14 protein-coding genes and 1 tRNA gene are annotated in these 14,354 nt (G+C 60.2%); 5 read left to right on the top strand and 10 right to left on the bottom strand.

Translation table 11 applies throughout. From position 1 onward, the window contains the following. Positions 1 to 4: 4 nt before the first annotated feature. The 6 genes from ABS758_RS08940 to cysS all read right to left on the bottom strand — a co-directional run bounded on the left by ABS758_RS08940 (position 5) and on the right by cysS (position 5,573). Positions 5 to 97, bottom strand: a tRNA-Ser gene (locus ABS758_RS08940). A gap of 34 nt (positions 98 to 131) precedes the next feature. Then, a complete protein-coding gene (locus ABS758_RS08935; RefSeq protein WP_350382291.1) occupies positions 132 to 1,400 on the bottom strand; it encodes an aspartate kinase in 1,269 nt (422 codons plus the stop codon). Between the two features lie 65 nt (positions 1,401 to 1,465). After that, on the bottom strand, positions 1,466 to 2,509 hold the full coding sequence (tilS, locus tag ABS758_RS08930) for a tRNA lysidine(34) synthetase TilS (RefSeq protein WP_350382161.1): 1,044 nt from the start codon (positions 2,507 to 2,509) through the stop codon (positions 1,466 to 1,468). Continuing rightward, positions 2,484 to 3,446 carry an acetyl-CoA carboxylase carboxyltransferase subunit alpha gene (locus tag ABS758_RS08925; RefSeq protein WP_350382163.1) on the bottom strand — a complete coding sequence of 321 codons (963 nt, stop codon included), beginning with the start codon at positions 3,444 to 3,446 and terminating at the stop codon, positions 2,484 to 2,486. The genes tilS and ABS758_RS08925 overlap by 26 nt, the downstream gene beginning before the upstream one ends. Positions 3,447 to 3,474: 28 nt before the next feature. After that, positions 3,475 to 4,122: a DNA-3-methyladenine glycosylase family protein gene (locus ABS758_RS08920; RefSeq protein ID WP_350382293.1), complete on the bottom strand. Its 648-nt coding sequence runs from the start codon at positions 4,120 to 4,122 to the stop codon at positions 3,475 to 3,477. An 8-nt stretch (positions 4,123 to 4,130) separates the two neighbouring features. Further along, on the bottom strand, positions 4,131 to 5,573 hold the full coding sequence (cysS, locus tag ABS758_RS08915; protein ID WP_350382165.1) for a cysteine--tRNA ligase: 1,443 nt from the start codon (positions 5,571 to 5,573) through the stop codon (positions 4,131 to 4,133). Between the two features lie 146 nt (positions 5,574 to 5,719). Here cysS and ABS758_RS08910 point away from each other — a divergent pair, with 146 nt between their 5' ends. The 3 genes from ABS758_RS08910 (at position 5,720) to ABS758_RS08900 (ending at position 7,856) form a co-directional block, all read left to right on the top strand. Next, a complete protein-coding gene (locus tag ABS758_RS08910) occupies positions 5,720 to 6,424 on the top strand; it encodes a tetratricopeptide repeat protein (RefSeq protein WP_350382167.1) in 705 nt (234 codons plus the stop codon). 153 nt (positions 6,425 to 6,577) lie between these two features. Then, positions 6,578 to 7,087, top strand: a complete 510-nt coding sequence (locus tag ABS758_RS08905; protein WP_350382295.1) for a peptidylprolyl isomerase — start codon at positions 6,578 to 6,580, stop codon at positions 7,085 to 7,087. Next, the gene (locus ABS758_RS08900) at positions 7,080 to 7,856 is read left to right on the top strand and encodes a UDP-2,3-diacylglucosamine diphosphatase (protein ID WP_350382169.1); all 777 of its coding nucleotides are present in this window, start codon (positions 7,080 to 7,082) and stop codon (positions 7,854 to 7,856) included. The genes ABS758_RS08905 and ABS758_RS08900 overlap by 8 nt, the downstream gene beginning before the upstream one ends. Positions 7,857 to 7,884: 28 nt before the next feature. Here the strand turns inward: ABS758_RS08900 and ABS758_RS08895 are convergent, their stop codons facing one another. Next, positions 7,885 to 9,465 carry a TerC family protein gene (locus tag ABS758_RS08895; RefSeq protein ID WP_350382296.1) on the bottom strand — a complete coding sequence of 527 codons (1,581 nt, stop codon included), beginning with the start codon at positions 9,463 to 9,465 and terminating at the stop codon, positions 7,885 to 7,887. 12 nt (positions 9,466 to 9,477) lie between these two features. Beyond that, a complete protein-coding gene (locus tag ABS758_RS08890) occupies positions 9,478 to 10,260 on the bottom strand; it encodes an inositol monophosphatase family protein (protein ID WP_350382171.1) in 783 nt (260 codons plus the stop codon). 40 nt (positions 10,261 to 10,300) lie between these two features. Here ABS758_RS08890 and ABS758_RS08885 point away from each other — a divergent pair, with 40 nt between their 5' ends. Together ABS758_RS08885 and cysE are read left to right on the top strand one after the other, a co-directional pair. Further along, the gene (locus ABS758_RS08885; protein WP_350382172.1) at positions 10,301 to 11,128 is read left to right on the top strand and encodes an RNA methyltransferase; all 828 of its coding nucleotides are present in this window, start codon (positions 10,301 to 10,303) and stop codon (positions 11,126 to 11,128) included. Positions 11,129 to 11,134: 6 nt separating this feature from the next. Continuing rightward, on the top strand, positions 11,135 to 12,049 hold the full coding sequence (gene cysE, locus ABS758_RS14980) for a serine O-acetyltransferase (protein ID WP_417276105.1): 915 nt from the start codon (positions 11,135 to 11,137) through the stop codon (positions 12,047 to 12,049). 22 nt (positions 12,050 to 12,071) lie between these two features. Here the strand turns inward: cysE and ABS758_RS08875 are convergent, their stop codons facing one another. Together ABS758_RS08875 and ABS758_RS08870 are read right to left on the bottom strand one after the other, a co-directional pair. Then, a complete protein-coding gene (locus ABS758_RS08875; RefSeq protein ID WP_350382174.1) occupies positions 12,072 to 12,893 on the bottom strand; it encodes a mechanosensitive ion channel family protein in 822 nt (273 codons plus the stop codon). Positions 12,894 to 13,193: 300 nt separating this feature from the next. Beyond that, positions 13,194 to 14,354: an alpha-hydroxy acid oxidase gene (locus ABS758_RS08870; RefSeq protein ID WP_350382176.1), complete on the bottom strand. Its 1,161-nt coding sequence runs from the start codon at positions 14,352 to 14,354 to the stop codon at positions 13,194 to 13,196.

Here is a 14,354-nt window from a genome sequence, read left to right as displayed (position 1 = left end):
TTGCTGGCGGAGACGGAGGGATTCGAACCCTCGATGCGGGTATAAGCCGCATGCTCCCTTAGCAGGGGAGTACCTTCAACCACTCGGCCACGTCTCCAGCAAGATCGGCATTCTAGCACAGGTGCCAGATCTCAGGCGTCGGCCTGCACAGGCTCCTGATCGAGTTCGAAGGCCTTGTGCAAGGCACGTACGGCAAGCTCCATGTACTTGTCGTTGATGAGCACAGAGGTTTTGATCTCTGATGTGCTGATCATCTGGATGTTGATGCCTTCTTCGGCCAGTGTGCGGAACATCAGGCTGGCAACGCCTACGTGGCTGCGCATGCCAATACCGACGATGGAGACCTTGGCGACTTTCTCGTCGGAGACGACTTCGCCGGCGCCCACGGCAGGCCCGATCTGGTTATTGAGCAGATCAAGCGTGCGGGTGAAATCGTTGCGATTGACGGTGAAGGAGAAGTCGGTCATGCCTTGCTGCGAGATGTTTTGCAGGATCATGTCGACATCGACGTTGGCCGCAGCCACGGGCCCAAGAATTGAATAGGCAACGCCCGGGGTGTCGGGGACGTTGCGCAGCGTAACCTTGGCTTCGTCGCGGCTAAAGGCGATGCCAGAAACAACGGCGGATTCCATTTTTTGATCTTCCTCGAAAGTAATCAGTGTGCCCGAATGCATTTCAACATCGACGGGGATCAGAGGGTCGGTGAGCGAGGACAGGACGCGCAAGGGCACCTGATATTTGCCGGCGAACTCGACCGAGCGGATCTGCAGCACCTTGGATCCCAGTGAGGCCATCTCGAGCATTTCTTCAAATGAGATGACGTTCATCCGGCGCGCCTCGGGTACAACACGGGGGTCGGTGGTGTAGACACCGTCGACATCCGTGAAAATCAGGCATTCGTCGGCTTTCATGGCAGCGGCTACGGCCACTGCGGAGGTATCCGAACCGCCACGGCCCAGCGTGGTGATATGACCATCGTCGTCGATACCCTGAAAGCCGGTGATGATAACTACCCGGCCCGCATCGAGATCGCTGCGCACGCGCGTGTCGTCAATCGATTTGATGCGTGCCTTGGTGTAGCTGCTGTCGGTACGCACAGGCACCTGCCAGCCGGCATAGCTGCGTGCCGCCACACCCTGGCGCATGAGCGCAATGGCCAACAGGGCGCTGCTGGCTTGCTCGCCAGTGGCGGCCAGCATATCGAGCTCGCGGGGATCGGGTTGCGGAGAGATCTCTTTGGCCAGGCCCAGCAGACGGTTTGTCTCGCCAGACATGGCGGACGGCACCACCACCACTTGATGGCCTGCCGCATGCCACTTGGCCACACGCCTGGCGACATTTTGAATGCGTTCGACAGACCCCATTGAGGTGCCGCCGTATTTTTGAACAATAAGCATGATGACTAAGACGTAAACACTGCAGGCCGGCAATGCCAAAAGACGAGACCGGAGATGAACTAGGTATTTTAACTGGGTTTCGCAGATGTTTCCGAGAGAACCACACGGCCGCGTCGCACCTGCACCAGATACCCTTCGTGTGGCAAAGAAACCAGGCGATCATGCCCCAGCGCATGCACCTGCCGAAACTGGCGCAGCCAATCGGCCAGGCGGGCTTCTGTGGGCATGCGCAAGCCCTGACACTGCAGCCAATAGCGAACCAAGGCCGCCTGACGCACGGCCGGTAACTGACGCCACGCAAGCAGCGAGAAGCTGCGTCCATCGGCAGAAGGATCAAGGCCTTGCCAGTCGTCGCTGGCGGTGCTGGCCATCCACAGGCCAAGATCAGCCGCCTGGCCGGCATGGCGCGCCAGGCTGGTACGCCATGCCGGCCAATGCTTGTCGAGCACCGGGGCAAGGTCGTGCCGCAGGGCGGCGCGCTTGTATTGGGTATCGTGGTTGCTGGGGTCTTGCACCGGATGCCAGCCCGTAATGGCGGCAAACTGACCCGCCGCCTGCAGGATCCGGGACCGGGGCTGGCTTAGCCACGGGCGGCACCACAAGATACCGTGGTGATGAATCTGTGCCGACATGGCCGCCAGGGCCTCTGGCCCTGCCCCACGCAGCAGCCGCAGCAAAACCGTCTCGGCCTGGTCGTCCTGGTGATGGGCCAAAAAAAGGATATTCACCCCAACCGCCTGCGCCAGAGCAGCCAGGCCAACATAGCGCGCCTCTCGGGCGGCGGCCTCCATGCCAGTGCCCTGGACACTGACCTGAATCCGCCGGCTGTGGCAAGCCACCTCAAGAATACCGGCCAGGCGGTGCGCCTGCGCCAGCCACTCGTCGGCGGCAGGCTGCAAGCCATGATGAATATGAAAACAATGCAGCGCGCGCCCCGACACGGCCGCCACCTGCGCAGCGTGCACCGCCAGCATGGCGGAATCCGCCCCGCCACTGAGCGCCACCCCAAGAGGAGCCGCATCCGGCAAGGCCTGCACTGCTTTTTGCAGAGCAGCCGTCAGGTGGGGATCAAGCGCCCAGGCAGGCTTAGCGGGCTTCCTGGAAGCGGCCATACGCAGAAATGCGATCCATGCGCCGGCGCAGCAGCTCGTCGGTTTCGAGGCTGGAGAGTTCTCGCAGGGCGTCGGCCAGCGCACGGTGCAACTGACGCGCCATGGTGTCCGGATCGCGGTGCGCACCGCCCACGGGCTCGCTGACTACGCGGTCGATGAGGCCCAGGTCTTTGAGGCGGGGTGCGGTAATGGCCAGTGCTTCGGCCGCCGTAGAGGCTTTCTCGGCACTGCGCCACAAAATCGAAGCGCAGCCTTCGGGGGAGATGACGGAATAAGTGGAATATTGCAGCATCATCACCGTATCGCCGACGGCAATGGCCAATGCGCCACCTGATCCACCCTCGCCGATGATGGTGACGATGATAGGTACCTTGAGGCCGGCCATGGCAAACAGGTTATGGCCAATGGCTTCGGATTGGCCGCGTTCTTCGGCCCCTACGCCGGGATAGGCACCCGGGGTATCCACAAAGGTAAAGATGGGCAGCTCGAATTTCTCGGCCAGGCGCATCAGCCGCAAGGCCTTGCGATAGCCCTCGGGCAGCGGCATGCCAAAGTTGCGCAAGGCGCGTTCTTTGGTGTCCCGCCCCTTTTGGTGGCCAATGATCATGCACGGGGTGCCATTAAAACGCGCCAGCCCACCCACGATGGATTGGTCATCGGCATACATGCGATCACCGTGCAGCTCGTGGAAATCGGTAAACAGCGCCTGCACGTAATCGAGCGTGTAGGGCCGTTGGGGATGGCGCGCCACCAGTGCCGTTTGCCAGGGCGTGAGCTTGGCATAAATGCTCTTGGCCAGGGCCTGGCTTTTTTGTTGCAGCCGGCTGACTTCTTCGGAGATATCCACGGCAGAGTCTGTCTGCACATAGCGGAGTTCTTCGATCTTCTGATCAAGTTCTGCCAGGGGCTGTTCGAATTCTAGAAATGTATTTCGCATAAGAGCAGAATTTCCGGGAAGGAAAAAATCAATATTCGACGGCGGCAGCATCCAAGCTGCGCCACAGATACCAGCTGGCCACTGTGCGCCAGGGTGCCCACGCCTGAGCCACTTCTCGGGCTTCGAAGCGGGAGACAGGCTCGCCACTGAAATAATGACAGGAGATGGCTTTTAGCAGTGCCGTATCATCCAGCGGCAGTACGTCAGGGCGCCCAAGAAAGAAAATCAGGAACATCTCGGCAGACCATCGCCCTACCCCGCGGATCTCGCACAGGCGCGCCACAATGGCCGCGTTATCCTGCGCCTGCCACCACGCGCCATCCAGCCAACTGGCTTGCTGAAAATACTGTGCGGCGTCGCGCACGTATTGTGCCTTGCGCAACGACAGGCCCAAAGAACGAAGCTCGGCCTCGGTACGGCTCAGGATACACTCGGGATGCAGCTCTGGGCCACAGTCCTGCACCAGTTGCCGCCAAAGCTTGCGCCCCAGCGCCAACGAGATCTGCTGGCCCACAATGATGCGGATAAGCGTTTGATACGGCCCCTGAGGCATTTGAATGCACTCCTGGCCATACATGGGAATCAGTTTCTTTAAGATGCGGTCGCGCTGAACAAGGTGATCGCAGGCCTCATCCCAGTACGCAGGGCGTTGCAGGCGCATATCCGGACAATGCATATCCATCTCTACACCCGCCGCCATTGCGTGTCACCTCCGGCGACATCGGCAAGCTCGACACCCAAGGCACGCAGCTGCGCACGGATGTCATCAGCCCGGGCAAAATCACGCTCGGCCTTGGCCTGTTTGCGCTGGGCAATCAGGGCCTCGATGTCGCCTGAGGAACACTGTGGCACCGACGGCTGCGCCGACAAGAACCGGGTGGGTGACTGCAAATAGTGTTGGGGATCTGCCTGCAAAATGCCCAGCACACCGCCCAGTGCCCGCAACTGCCCACTAACAAGACCATCTTGCGTGCGATTGACCTGAGTAGCCAGTTCGAACAGGATGGCCACGGCACCAGCGGTATTGAAGTCGTCGTCCATGGCCTCGCGAAACGCCTGCGCATGCGAGGAATCCCAATCGATGCTGACTGCCGCCGGCGGGACATTGGCCAAGGCCTGATACAGACGATCCAGCGCGTGCTGGGCATCCTGGAGGTTGTCGGGCGCGTAGTTCTGCATGCTGCGGTAATGGCTGCGCAGCAAAAAGAAACGCAGCATCTCGGCTTCACGCGGGTTGACGGTATAGGTGGCCGCGTTATCCTGGGCATCCGTGGATAGCGTATCGCGGATACGGCGAAAATTGCCCAGTGACTTGGACATTTTCTCGGCGTCCACCATCATGGGCCCGCAGTGCATCCAGGTAGTGGCCAAGGTGCCCCCAAAGGCGCCTTCGCTTTGGGCGATTTCGTTTTCGTGGTGCGGAAACTTAAGATCAGGCCCGCCACCATGGATATCCAGCGGCAGCCCCAACAAGGCCCGGCTCATGGCCGAGCACTCGATGTGCCAGCCCGGACGCCCCGGGCCGTAGCGCGACTCCCAGCGGGTGTCGGCGGGCTCGGTGGGCTTGGTGGATTTCCAGAGGACAAAATCAAGTGGATCTTGCTTGCCCGCCGAGACGGCAATGCGCTCGCCCGCACGGAGGTCATCGAGGGATTTGCCCGACAGCTTGCCGTAACCAGGAAACTTGCGAACTGAAAAATTGACGTCGCCATCCGTCCCCTGATAGGCCAGGCCGCGGGCTTCGAGCGTCTGGATGATATCGAGCATACCGGCCACATGCTCGGTGGCGCGGGGCTCGTGGGTAGGTGATTGCACCCCCAGGGCGCGCTCGTCGGCATGCATGGCGTCGATGAAGAACTCGGTGAGGGCACGGATGGGCATGTTGCGTTCGACGGCCCGACGAATGATCTTGTCGTCGATGTCTGTGATGTTGCGCACATACTGCACCTGATAACCCGACGCCCGCAGCCAGCGCTGCACCACATCGAAACTGACCAGCATGCGCGCATGGCCAAGATGGCAGAAATCGTAGACTGTCATCCCGCATACATACATCCGGACCACCCCAGGCTGTGTTGTCTGCAGGGGGGTTTTCTGGCGCGAAAGGGTGTTATAAATGTGCAGCATGTCGGGTGGAGAAGGTCAAACCATCCCGACGCGCCCAACCGTTGGGCCGCGCAATGGGATGTAAAATGAACTGCCAAGTATAACCGTCCCCAGACCTCATCTCCGAAACCCCTTCTTAGGTGCCGCGCGTCGTGATCCGTGTTTTTTTGACTACTCTTATTCTGTGCACAGGCCTGGCTGTCGCCCCTGCACAAAGTGCGCCCCCTGATACTAACGCGTCTGTCACCACGATCCAAGGCCTGACGTTTGACCCCTCGACGGGCGAGTTTACCGAAGCGCCCGCCCCCGAAGGTGGCTGGCAGGGGCTGGCCAATCTCCTTAAAAAAGCCACGCCATCGGTTAATACAGCGGTGCCGCTTACCCCGGCCCAGATCAGCCAGCGCGTGGCTACCCTCATCGACAACGGCAAGGCACAAGATGCCCTGAAAATCATCCAGCAACGCGAGTCGGCACGCAAAGAGGCCGGCACCCTGGGCGAGGACGTGCAACTGATGTTCCAAAAAGGACGCGCACTGGTGGCATTGGGCCAGCACAAACAAGCCACTGCGCTGTGGCTGTCCATGACACAAACCTATCCAGAGCTTCCAGAGCCCTGGAACGCATTAGCCATCGAGTACACGCGTGAAGGCCACCTTGAGCTGGCCCGCAATGCCCTCGATATGGCGCTGGTCTCAGATCCCAATTTTGCCCCTGCCCTCGAAAACCTCGGGCATGTTCAAATGGCACTGGCCCAACAATCCTTTGCACGGGCCAAAGCAATGCAAGGCAAGACAGCCTCCCAGCCCGCGGCAGGTACTCCGCCGGATGCCACGCAGGCACCCAGCCAGCCTGCGGATGCGGTTACCCGATAAACCCGTTTTCTGGTCTGCACAATGCTTGATCTCGTCTCTCACTCGCGTATCTTCTCCGGGATACGTATTTTCAGCTTGGGCTGCGCCCTGATCCTGGCCCCGGGCCTGGCCAGCGCAGCGTCCAACCCGACCCACTCTACCGAAGGCAACTCCATGAGCACAAACCCGCGCGTCCAACTGCATACCAACATGGGCGACATGCTGATCGAACTGGACGCCGAGAAAGCGCCCAAGACGGTCGAGAATTTTCTCAGCTACGTCAACGAAGGTTTCTACAACGGCACCATCTTTCACCGTGTCATCAATAATTTCATGGTGCAAGGCGGCGGCTTTGAAGCCGGCATGAAACAAAAACAAACCCACGCGCCCGTCGAAAACGAAGCCAACAACGGCCTCAAAAATGATCGCTACACGTTAGCCATGGCCCGTACGGCAGACCCTCACTCGGCCACCGCGCAATTCTTCATCAACGTCGCCGATAACGACTTCCTGAACTTCACCGCTCCCACCTCCAGCGGCTGGGGTTACGCCGTGTTTGGCCGGGTCATCGAGGGCACCGAAGTGGTCGACGAGATCAAGAAGGTTAAAACAGGCAACAAGGGCTTTCATCAAGACGTACCCGTCGAGGACATCGTCATCGAAAGCGCCACACTGGTTGAATAATCTGACGCTACGAGGCGATCTCTGGATCGCCTCGGATATCCATCTGGGGGCAGACATCCCCAAAACCGCCCAGGCCTTTTACGATTTTCTGGCCTTGGCGCGCCAGCAGGCGCAAGGCCTGATCTTGTGCGGCGATGTCTTTGACGCCTGGATCGGCGACGACCACGCATTGCACCAGCCTCCCGATTGGCTGGCCACAGCACTTATGCACTTGCGCCAAACAGCGCACGCCATTCCTGTATATCTGTCGCACGGCAATCGCGATTTTTTGATGGGCAATGCACTGGCTACGGCCCTGGGTGCGCACATGCTGCCTGCCCCGGTGCTGATTGACACCCAGGCAGGTGTCATCTTGCTGGCCCACGGCGACGAATACTGCACCGACGATCCGGCTTACCAGCGCTTTCGGCGCATCGTCCACACAGCCTGGATACAACGGTTGTTTTTATCCTTTCCGCTCTCGTGGCGGCGTGCCATTGCAGACTGGGCCCGGGCCCGCAGCCGCCAGGCACGCCACCACAAGCCCATGCAGATCATGGATGTGAACCCGCAGGCGGTTTGCCAGGCATTGCGCAGCACGGACAGCCGGGTATTGATCCACGGACACACCCACCAGCCGGCCCTGCACACCCTGACGGTAAATGGCCAGGCCGCACAGCGCTGGGTGTTGCCCGATTGGGATTTTGACCACGTCCCAAAGGGCCGGGGCGGGTGGATCAGCATCAGCCAGACAGGCATCCAGGCGCATCACTGGCCGCCAGACGCCTGAGCCAGGGCTGGGCACTGACAGCCCCTGGCTAGCCCAGCACCTCAACATCCGGATCAGCATCGGCTGACATCAGACGCTCGATCTGGACGGCCGCAATGCGCCTGCCCTGCAGGGCAGCGACGGTAAAGCGAAAGCCATCGTAATCATGCACAAGCTCGCAGTGGTCGCCCACCTCGGGCAAACGTCCAAAGCGGCTAAGCAGGTATCCCGCAATCGTGGAATACTCTTCGTCCTCATCGACCAGTCCGTCCGTGTGCAGCAGTTGCTCGAGGTGATGAAGATCGGCTGCGCCATCCACACGCCAGCGGCCATTGCCCTGATCAATGATGTCGGGCGCCTCATCCTCATCGGGGAACTCGCCGGCAATGGCTTCGAAGATATCGATGGGGGTCACCACCCCCACAATCGAGCCAAACTCGTCGGCCACCAGTACCAGCAAGCCGTGTGCGCGCTTCAGGGTTGCCATCAGCGACAGAATCTCGATGGACTCGTGGACAATAATAGGTTCACGCAAGCGCGTTTCGCGGATCGCACCGTGTTCGAGCACATCCAGCAGCAGCTCTTTGGCACGCCCGACGCCTACCACCTCATCGAGTGTTCCGCGGCACACCGGGAAGAAACTATGTGGCTCACGGATGATCAACTCGCGGATGTCTTCGGGGGGAGACTCGAGATTGATCCACGAGACGTCGGTGCGCGGCGTCATCACCGAATGGACATTGCGATCGCTGAGCGTCAGCACTCCGCTGACCATATTGCGTTCTTCGTCGCCAAATGCCTGGACGCTTGTACGTGCAGCGTCATCTGCCTCGGGCTCCGGGCCCACCAGCGGACGGCGGCCCAGCATCAGCAATACCGCTTCGGCGGTGCGCTCGCGCAAGGGACGGCGCGACTCTGCCCGTCGGACGTTACGCTTGGCCCATTGGTTCAGGGCCTCAATCATCACCGAGAAAATAATGGCCGCATACAGATAGCCTTTGGGCACAGGAAACTTGAAGCCATCTGCCACCAGCGAAAAACCGATGGTCAGCAAGAACCCGAGACACAGAATGACCACCGTCTGGTGCGCATTGACAAACGCAGTGAGTGGCTTGGAGGCCACCAGCATGATTGCCATGGCGATCACGACGGCGGCCATCATGATGGCCAGATGATCGACCATCCCGACGGCCGTGATGACGGAATCGATGGAGAAGACCGCATCCAGAATCACAATCTGCGTGACGATCACCCAGAAGCCCGCATGCAGCCGAGAACCGGAGGCATGCTGTGTGCGGCCCTCGATGCGGTCGTGCAGCTCGAAGGTACCCTTGAACAGCAGGAAAAACCCGCCGACAATCAGGATCAGGTCTCTCCCTGAGAACCCGAAATCTCCCAGATGAAACAAAGGCGCCGTGAGCTTGACCAGATGCGACATCAGGGTAAGCAGCAGCAAACGCATCACCAGGGCCAGGGTAAGGCCCAGCACACGGGCGCGATCACGCTCTTTGGGTGGCAGCTTGTCGACAAGAATGGCGATAAACACCAGATTGTCGATGCCCAGAACAATTTCCAGGACAATCAGGGTGAACAGCCCCACCCAGGCTGCCGGATCCAGCAACCATTCCATCATGAATCCTTATCAGGCTTGCCAGTGTGAAATCATCTGGGCAAATATCTTGGGCGTTGCCGCCAGCACGTTGCCAGACTGAAGCCAGGCTTGCTCGCCGTCAAAATCGGCAATGAGGCCACCGGCTTCGAGAATCAGCAGGCTGCCTGCCGCCATATCCCAGGGCTTCAGGCCGACGCCACAAAAGCCGTCGAGACGGCCGCACGCCACCCAGGCCAGATCAAGCACCGTAGAACCTGTACGCCGTGCAGCTGCGCAATCGGCCAACAGGGACACATAAGGAGACGTTGCAGGCAGCGCGGTGGATTGTGGGATATGCGAGGCCAGCAAGGCATCGTGGTATCGCAGGCAGGACGAGACCCGAACCCGGCGGTCGTTGAGAAAAGCACCACTGCCGCGGCTGGCTGTGAACATCTCGTTGCGGGAGGGGTCGTAAATAACCACGTGCGCAGCCTGGCCACGATGCATTAACGCAATGGAGACGGCGTAATGCTGAAACCCATGAATGAAGTTGGTGGTACCGTCCAGGGGATCGATGATCCACTGGAATTCTGCCTGGGCACCTGTACCTGCCGCGGCGTGTTCGCCGGATTCTTCACCCAGAAACCCGTGCTCGGGGTAGGCTGTGCGTAAAATGTCGATGATGGATTCTTCAGCGGCGCGGTCGACTTCCGTGACGTAGTCTTTGGGTCCCTTGCGCGCTACGTTCAGGCGTTCGAGATCCAGGCTGGCGCGGTTAATAATGGCGCCTGCGCGGCGTGCCGCCTTGATGGCGGTGTTAAGCATCGGGTGCATAAGTTTCCAAAGATCACGGGTAAATAACTTCCTATTTTAAATGACTCTGCCAGATTCCTCCGATTTCCCCTCCAGCGGGCCTAATCCCTTCGCTCATGTGCGCTTCATCATGGTCAGCCCCAGCCATCCCGGCAACGTAGGTTCGGCAGCGCGCGCCATCAAAACCATGGGATTCGAACACCTGCATCTGGTGGCCCCAGCCAACCCCGAGATCTGCCAGCACGCAGACGCCCAGGCACTGGCCAGCGGCGCCACAGACGTTCTTGAGCGCACACAGATCCACCCTGATTTGTCTGCAGCCCTGGGGCCCAGCACACTGGCCTTTGCCCTGACGGCCCGGGCACGAGCCTTGGGAGCCCCCCCCTGCGATATCCGCGAAGCCGCACTGCAATCGGCCCAGGCACTGGGCAGTACACCCGACACAGAAATCGCCATCGTGCTGGGCACCGAGCGCTCGGGGCTGTCCAACGAAGACATCCTGCTTTGCCAGCAGGTGTGCCACATCCCGGCCAACCCGGCCTACAGCTCGCTTAATGTGTCTCAGGCGCTGCAACTGGCCGCCTGGGAAATGCGCTACGCCCTGCTGCCCCTCACACACGAGGCACGCCTGCCAGATACGCATGGCCGTCACAACCCGGGAACAGACCCCGCCAGCAACGAGCGCATCCACGCCCTGGTAGAACACTTTGGGCAAGCGCTGGTCGCGATCGGGTTTCTGGATCCCAAACACCCTAAAAAATTGCTGCCTCGGATGCAACACCTGTGGACACGCAGCCACATCAGTGTGGACGAAGTTGATATGCTGCGAGGCATGTGCACTGCCATGATCCGCACGGCCAAGACAGCCTCCCACCAGGACAATTCATAAATCACTATGTTTGACCAACTCCGCGAAGAAATCGCCTGCATCCACCAGCGTGACCCCGCCGCCCGCAGCCGTATCGAAATCCTGACGTGCTATCCGGGGCTGCATGCCATCCTGATTCACCGCGCCGCACATGGCCTCTGGACCAGAGGCTGGTACTGGGCCGGGCGTTTTTTGTCGCACATCGGACGCCTGCTTACCGGCATCGAGATACATCCGGGGGCACAGATTGGCCGGCGCGTATTCATTGATCACGGGTTTGGGGTGGTGATCGGTGAAACTGCCGAGATCGGTGACGATTGCACCATTTATCAGGGCGTCACCCTGGGTGGCACGCGTCTTTACAAGGGCGAGAAGCGCCACCCTACACTGGAAGAAGGCGTGGTGGTGGGCGCAGGCGCCCAGATTCTTGGCGGCTTTACCGTTGGTGCCCACGCACGGATAGGATCCAATGCGGTAGTCATCAAGCCTGTGCCGGCCGGGGCCACCGCGGTGGGCAACCCTGCCCGCATCATCCTGCCCCAGGATCACTCTGCCAAGAAGTCTCCGCAACCAGCCCAGGCCGGCAACGCCGCGCCCGCAGATACCCACGATGCAGCCGCCGCAACGGTGGCGGCACAAAATACCGAGATCCCTTGTGTGACAGACTGGTCTGCCCAACCACTACAGGCTTTGTTGCAGCGGGGTCAGGCCGCTGACAACGCCTCCGGTGATGCCAGCGGCAACGACGAGTTTGCACCCTATGGGGTGGGTCGATCCGATGACGACCCACTGGTGAAAGTGCTGCACGAGCTGATCAACCACACCGCACAACAGGATGCGCGCATCCACCGTTTGTGCCAGGCAATGGAAGACCTTGGCCAGCGGATAGAAAACGGCCAGCGCCCGTTGGACGCCGAGCGCCTGAACCGCATGGTGGAGTAAGCCTGGCGCGGCCTTGCCGCGCCTAGGCTGCGTCTATGGTGCGAACCTCTCTCAAGGGGATGGGGCTGCGCAGGCCTGCTTCGCGCAGCACCTGCGGCGCCTTGCGTTGCAAATCAAAGCGCACATCCCAAAAGAGATCAGACAGCGTCCATAGGCGCAGATTGATCATGATGGTGCTTTCGCGATACTCCATCACCATCACCTGTGGTAGGGGATCCTGCAGCACATCCGGATGCTGGTCTATCAGTTGCCGCAAGATGGCCAAGGCAGCATCCAGATCATCGTCGTGACGCACCCCGATCAGGATGTCCATGCGGCGTGTTTTGTTGCGGCTGTAATTGACGATGGGACTGCCCCACACCAACGAGTTGGGCAACAGCAGATGCAGCCCATCGATACACACCAGGCGTGTCATGAACAGGCCGATTTCGTCCACCACGCCCTCACCCTTGCCTTCAACCGAAACGTATTCACCTGCCCGTATGGGCCGCAGCACCAACAGCATGATGCCTGCAGCAAAATTTTGCAGTGTTCCTTGCAAAGCCAGGCCAATGGCCAAGGCAGAAGCACCCAGCATGGCCACGAGGCTGGCGGTTTGCACCCCCAGCCGCGCCAGCACCGCCAGCAGCACGACAATACGTACCGCCCACACAGTCACTGTGCGCACCATGGGGACGATGGTGGGATCAATCCGGCTGGAGCGATCTGCCACATGCCGCATCCAGCGGCCCAACAGATTGGATACCATCCAGCCAATTACCAGAATCAGCAGCGTCACCACGAGATGCACGGCAGCCCCGCGCATGTCGGGCATCGAGGCCCAAAAAGATTGAAGTTGTTCCATAAATCTGACTCCGGGCATATGTGCACAGAGCGATTCTAACGTGCCTGAATTGTCCACGCAGGATGTGGACAAGGTCTTGGACAAGTACGGGATCACCCTAAATTACCCTGCAACATCAGGGGCTTGAAAACCAAGATCATAAATTGACCAGTGGATGCCCGGCACTGCCTATGCCACTTTATCCACGCCTCCTGTGGATAAAGCGCTGGACAAGCCAAGGGTTAACCCGGGTTTTTCTTATTGATCAAGCACTTGCGTTGCATGGACAAAAAAACACCAACCACAGCACCAATGAGGGAATCAGGAATACAACGCAGAATTCAACAAGACATCTGCATCGATTTGCCCAACCTTCGTGCGCCCGCAAAAAGCCATCGAGACGCTGAGCTCATTGGCGATGAGCTCGAGGCAACGGTTGACGCCGGCCTCTCCGAGGGCACCCAGGGCATACAGAAATGCGCGGCCCACCAGCACCCCGCGCGCGCCCATCGCCAGCGCGCGCAGCACATCCTGGCCGCTGCGGATCCCGCCATCCATCCAGACTTCGGCCTGGCTACCCACCGCACGCACAATAGGTGACAGCGCCGAAATCGTGGATGGCGCACCATCCAGCTGACGCCCGCCATGGTTGGACACCACGATCGCATCGGCACCCGCCTGTACGGCCAGGCGCGCATCTTCGGCATCCATGACACCCTTGACGATGATCTTGCCGCCCCAGCGCTCTTTGATCCAGGCCAGATCGGCCCAGCCAAGCGCCGGATCAAATTGCTCGGCAGTCCAGACCGCCAGAGAGCGCATATCACTGACCCCTTGGGCATGCCCCACGATATTGCCCATCACCCGACGCCGGGTATGCAACATCTGCCAGCACCAGGCCGGCTTGGTCGCCAGATTGAGCAGATTGGCAATGGTGGGCCTGGGCGGCGTGGACAGCCCGTTCTTGATGTCTTTGTGGCGCTGGCCCAGCACCTGCAGATCCATGGTCACCATCAGGGCCGAGCACCCCGCCTTGCGGGCGCGGTCGATCAGGCGACCGATGAACTCACGATCCCGCATCACGTACAGCTGAAACCAGAACGGCCGGCTGGTGTGCGCGGCCACCTCCTCGATCGAGCAGATACTCATGGTGGATAAGGTAAAGGGCACCCCAAAGCGCTCGGCTGCCCGCGCTGCCAGGATCTCGCCATCTGCGCGCTGCATGCCGGTCAGCCCTGTGGGCGCCAGCGCAAGCGGCATGGCGTAATCCTCGCCCAGCAAGGTGCTGCGCAAATGGCGGTGCTCGATATTGCGGGCCACACGCTGGCGAAATTTAAGCGCCTGAAGATCGGCGTGGTTGGCACGATAGGTGCTTTCTGTCCAGGAGCCCGAATCCACATAGTCGTAAAACATGCGCGGCACCCGGCGGCGCGCCAGACGCTGGAAATCATCAACACAGGTGATCTGTTGCAGGGATGGCAA

This window comes from Castellaniella sp. FW104-7C03, from assembly GCF_040276085.1.
Classification (GTDB): domain Bacteria; phylum Pseudomonadota; class Gammaproteobacteria; order Burkholderiales; family Burkholderiaceae_B; genus Castellaniella.
Note: the sequence above shows the minus strand (reverse complement) of the source record. Positions and strands in the feature narration are given on the sequence as shown.

Excerpts from the sequence above, each read along its gene's own strand:
- tilS (WP_350382161.1), bottom strand. The coding sequence starts at position 2,509 with ATGGCCGCTTCCAGGAAGCCCGCTAAGCCTGCCTGGGCGCTTGATCCC.
- ABS758_RS08925 (WP_350382163.1), bottom strand. The coding sequence starts at position 3,446 with ATGCGAAATACATTTCTAGAATTCGAACAGCCCCTGGCAGAACTTGAT.
- ABS758_RS08920 (WP_350382293.1), bottom strand. The coding sequence starts at position 4,122 with ATGCATTGTCCGGATATGCGCCTGCAACGCCCTGCGTACTGGGATGAG.
- cysS (WP_350382165.1), bottom strand. The coding sequence starts at position 5,573 with ATGCTGCACATTTATAACACCCTTTCGCGCCAGAAAACCCCCCTGCAG.
- ABS758_RS08905 (WP_350382295.1), top strand. The coding sequence starts at position 6,578 with ATGAGCACAAACCCGCGCGTCCAACTGCATACCAACATGGGCGACATG.
- ABS758_RS08895 (WP_350382296.1), bottom strand. The coding sequence starts at position 9,465 with ATGGAATGGTTGCTGGATCCGGCAGCCTGGGTGGGGCTGTTCACCCTG.
- ABS758_RS08890 (WP_350382171.1), bottom strand. The coding sequence starts at position 10,260 with ATGCACCCGATGCTTAACACCGCCATCAAGGCGGCACGCCGCGCAGGC.
- ABS758_RS08885 (WP_350382172.1), top strand. The coding sequence starts at position 10,301 with ATGACTCTGCCAGATTCCTCCGATTTCCCCTCCAGCGGGCCTAATCCC.
- cysE (WP_417276105.1), top strand. The coding sequence starts at position 11,135 with ATGTTTGACCAACTCCGCGAAGAAATCGCCTGCATCCACCAGCGTGAC.
- ABS758_RS08875 (WP_350382174.1), bottom strand. The coding sequence starts at position 12,893 with ATGGAACAACTTCAATCTTTTTGGGCCTCGATGCCCGACATGCGCGGG.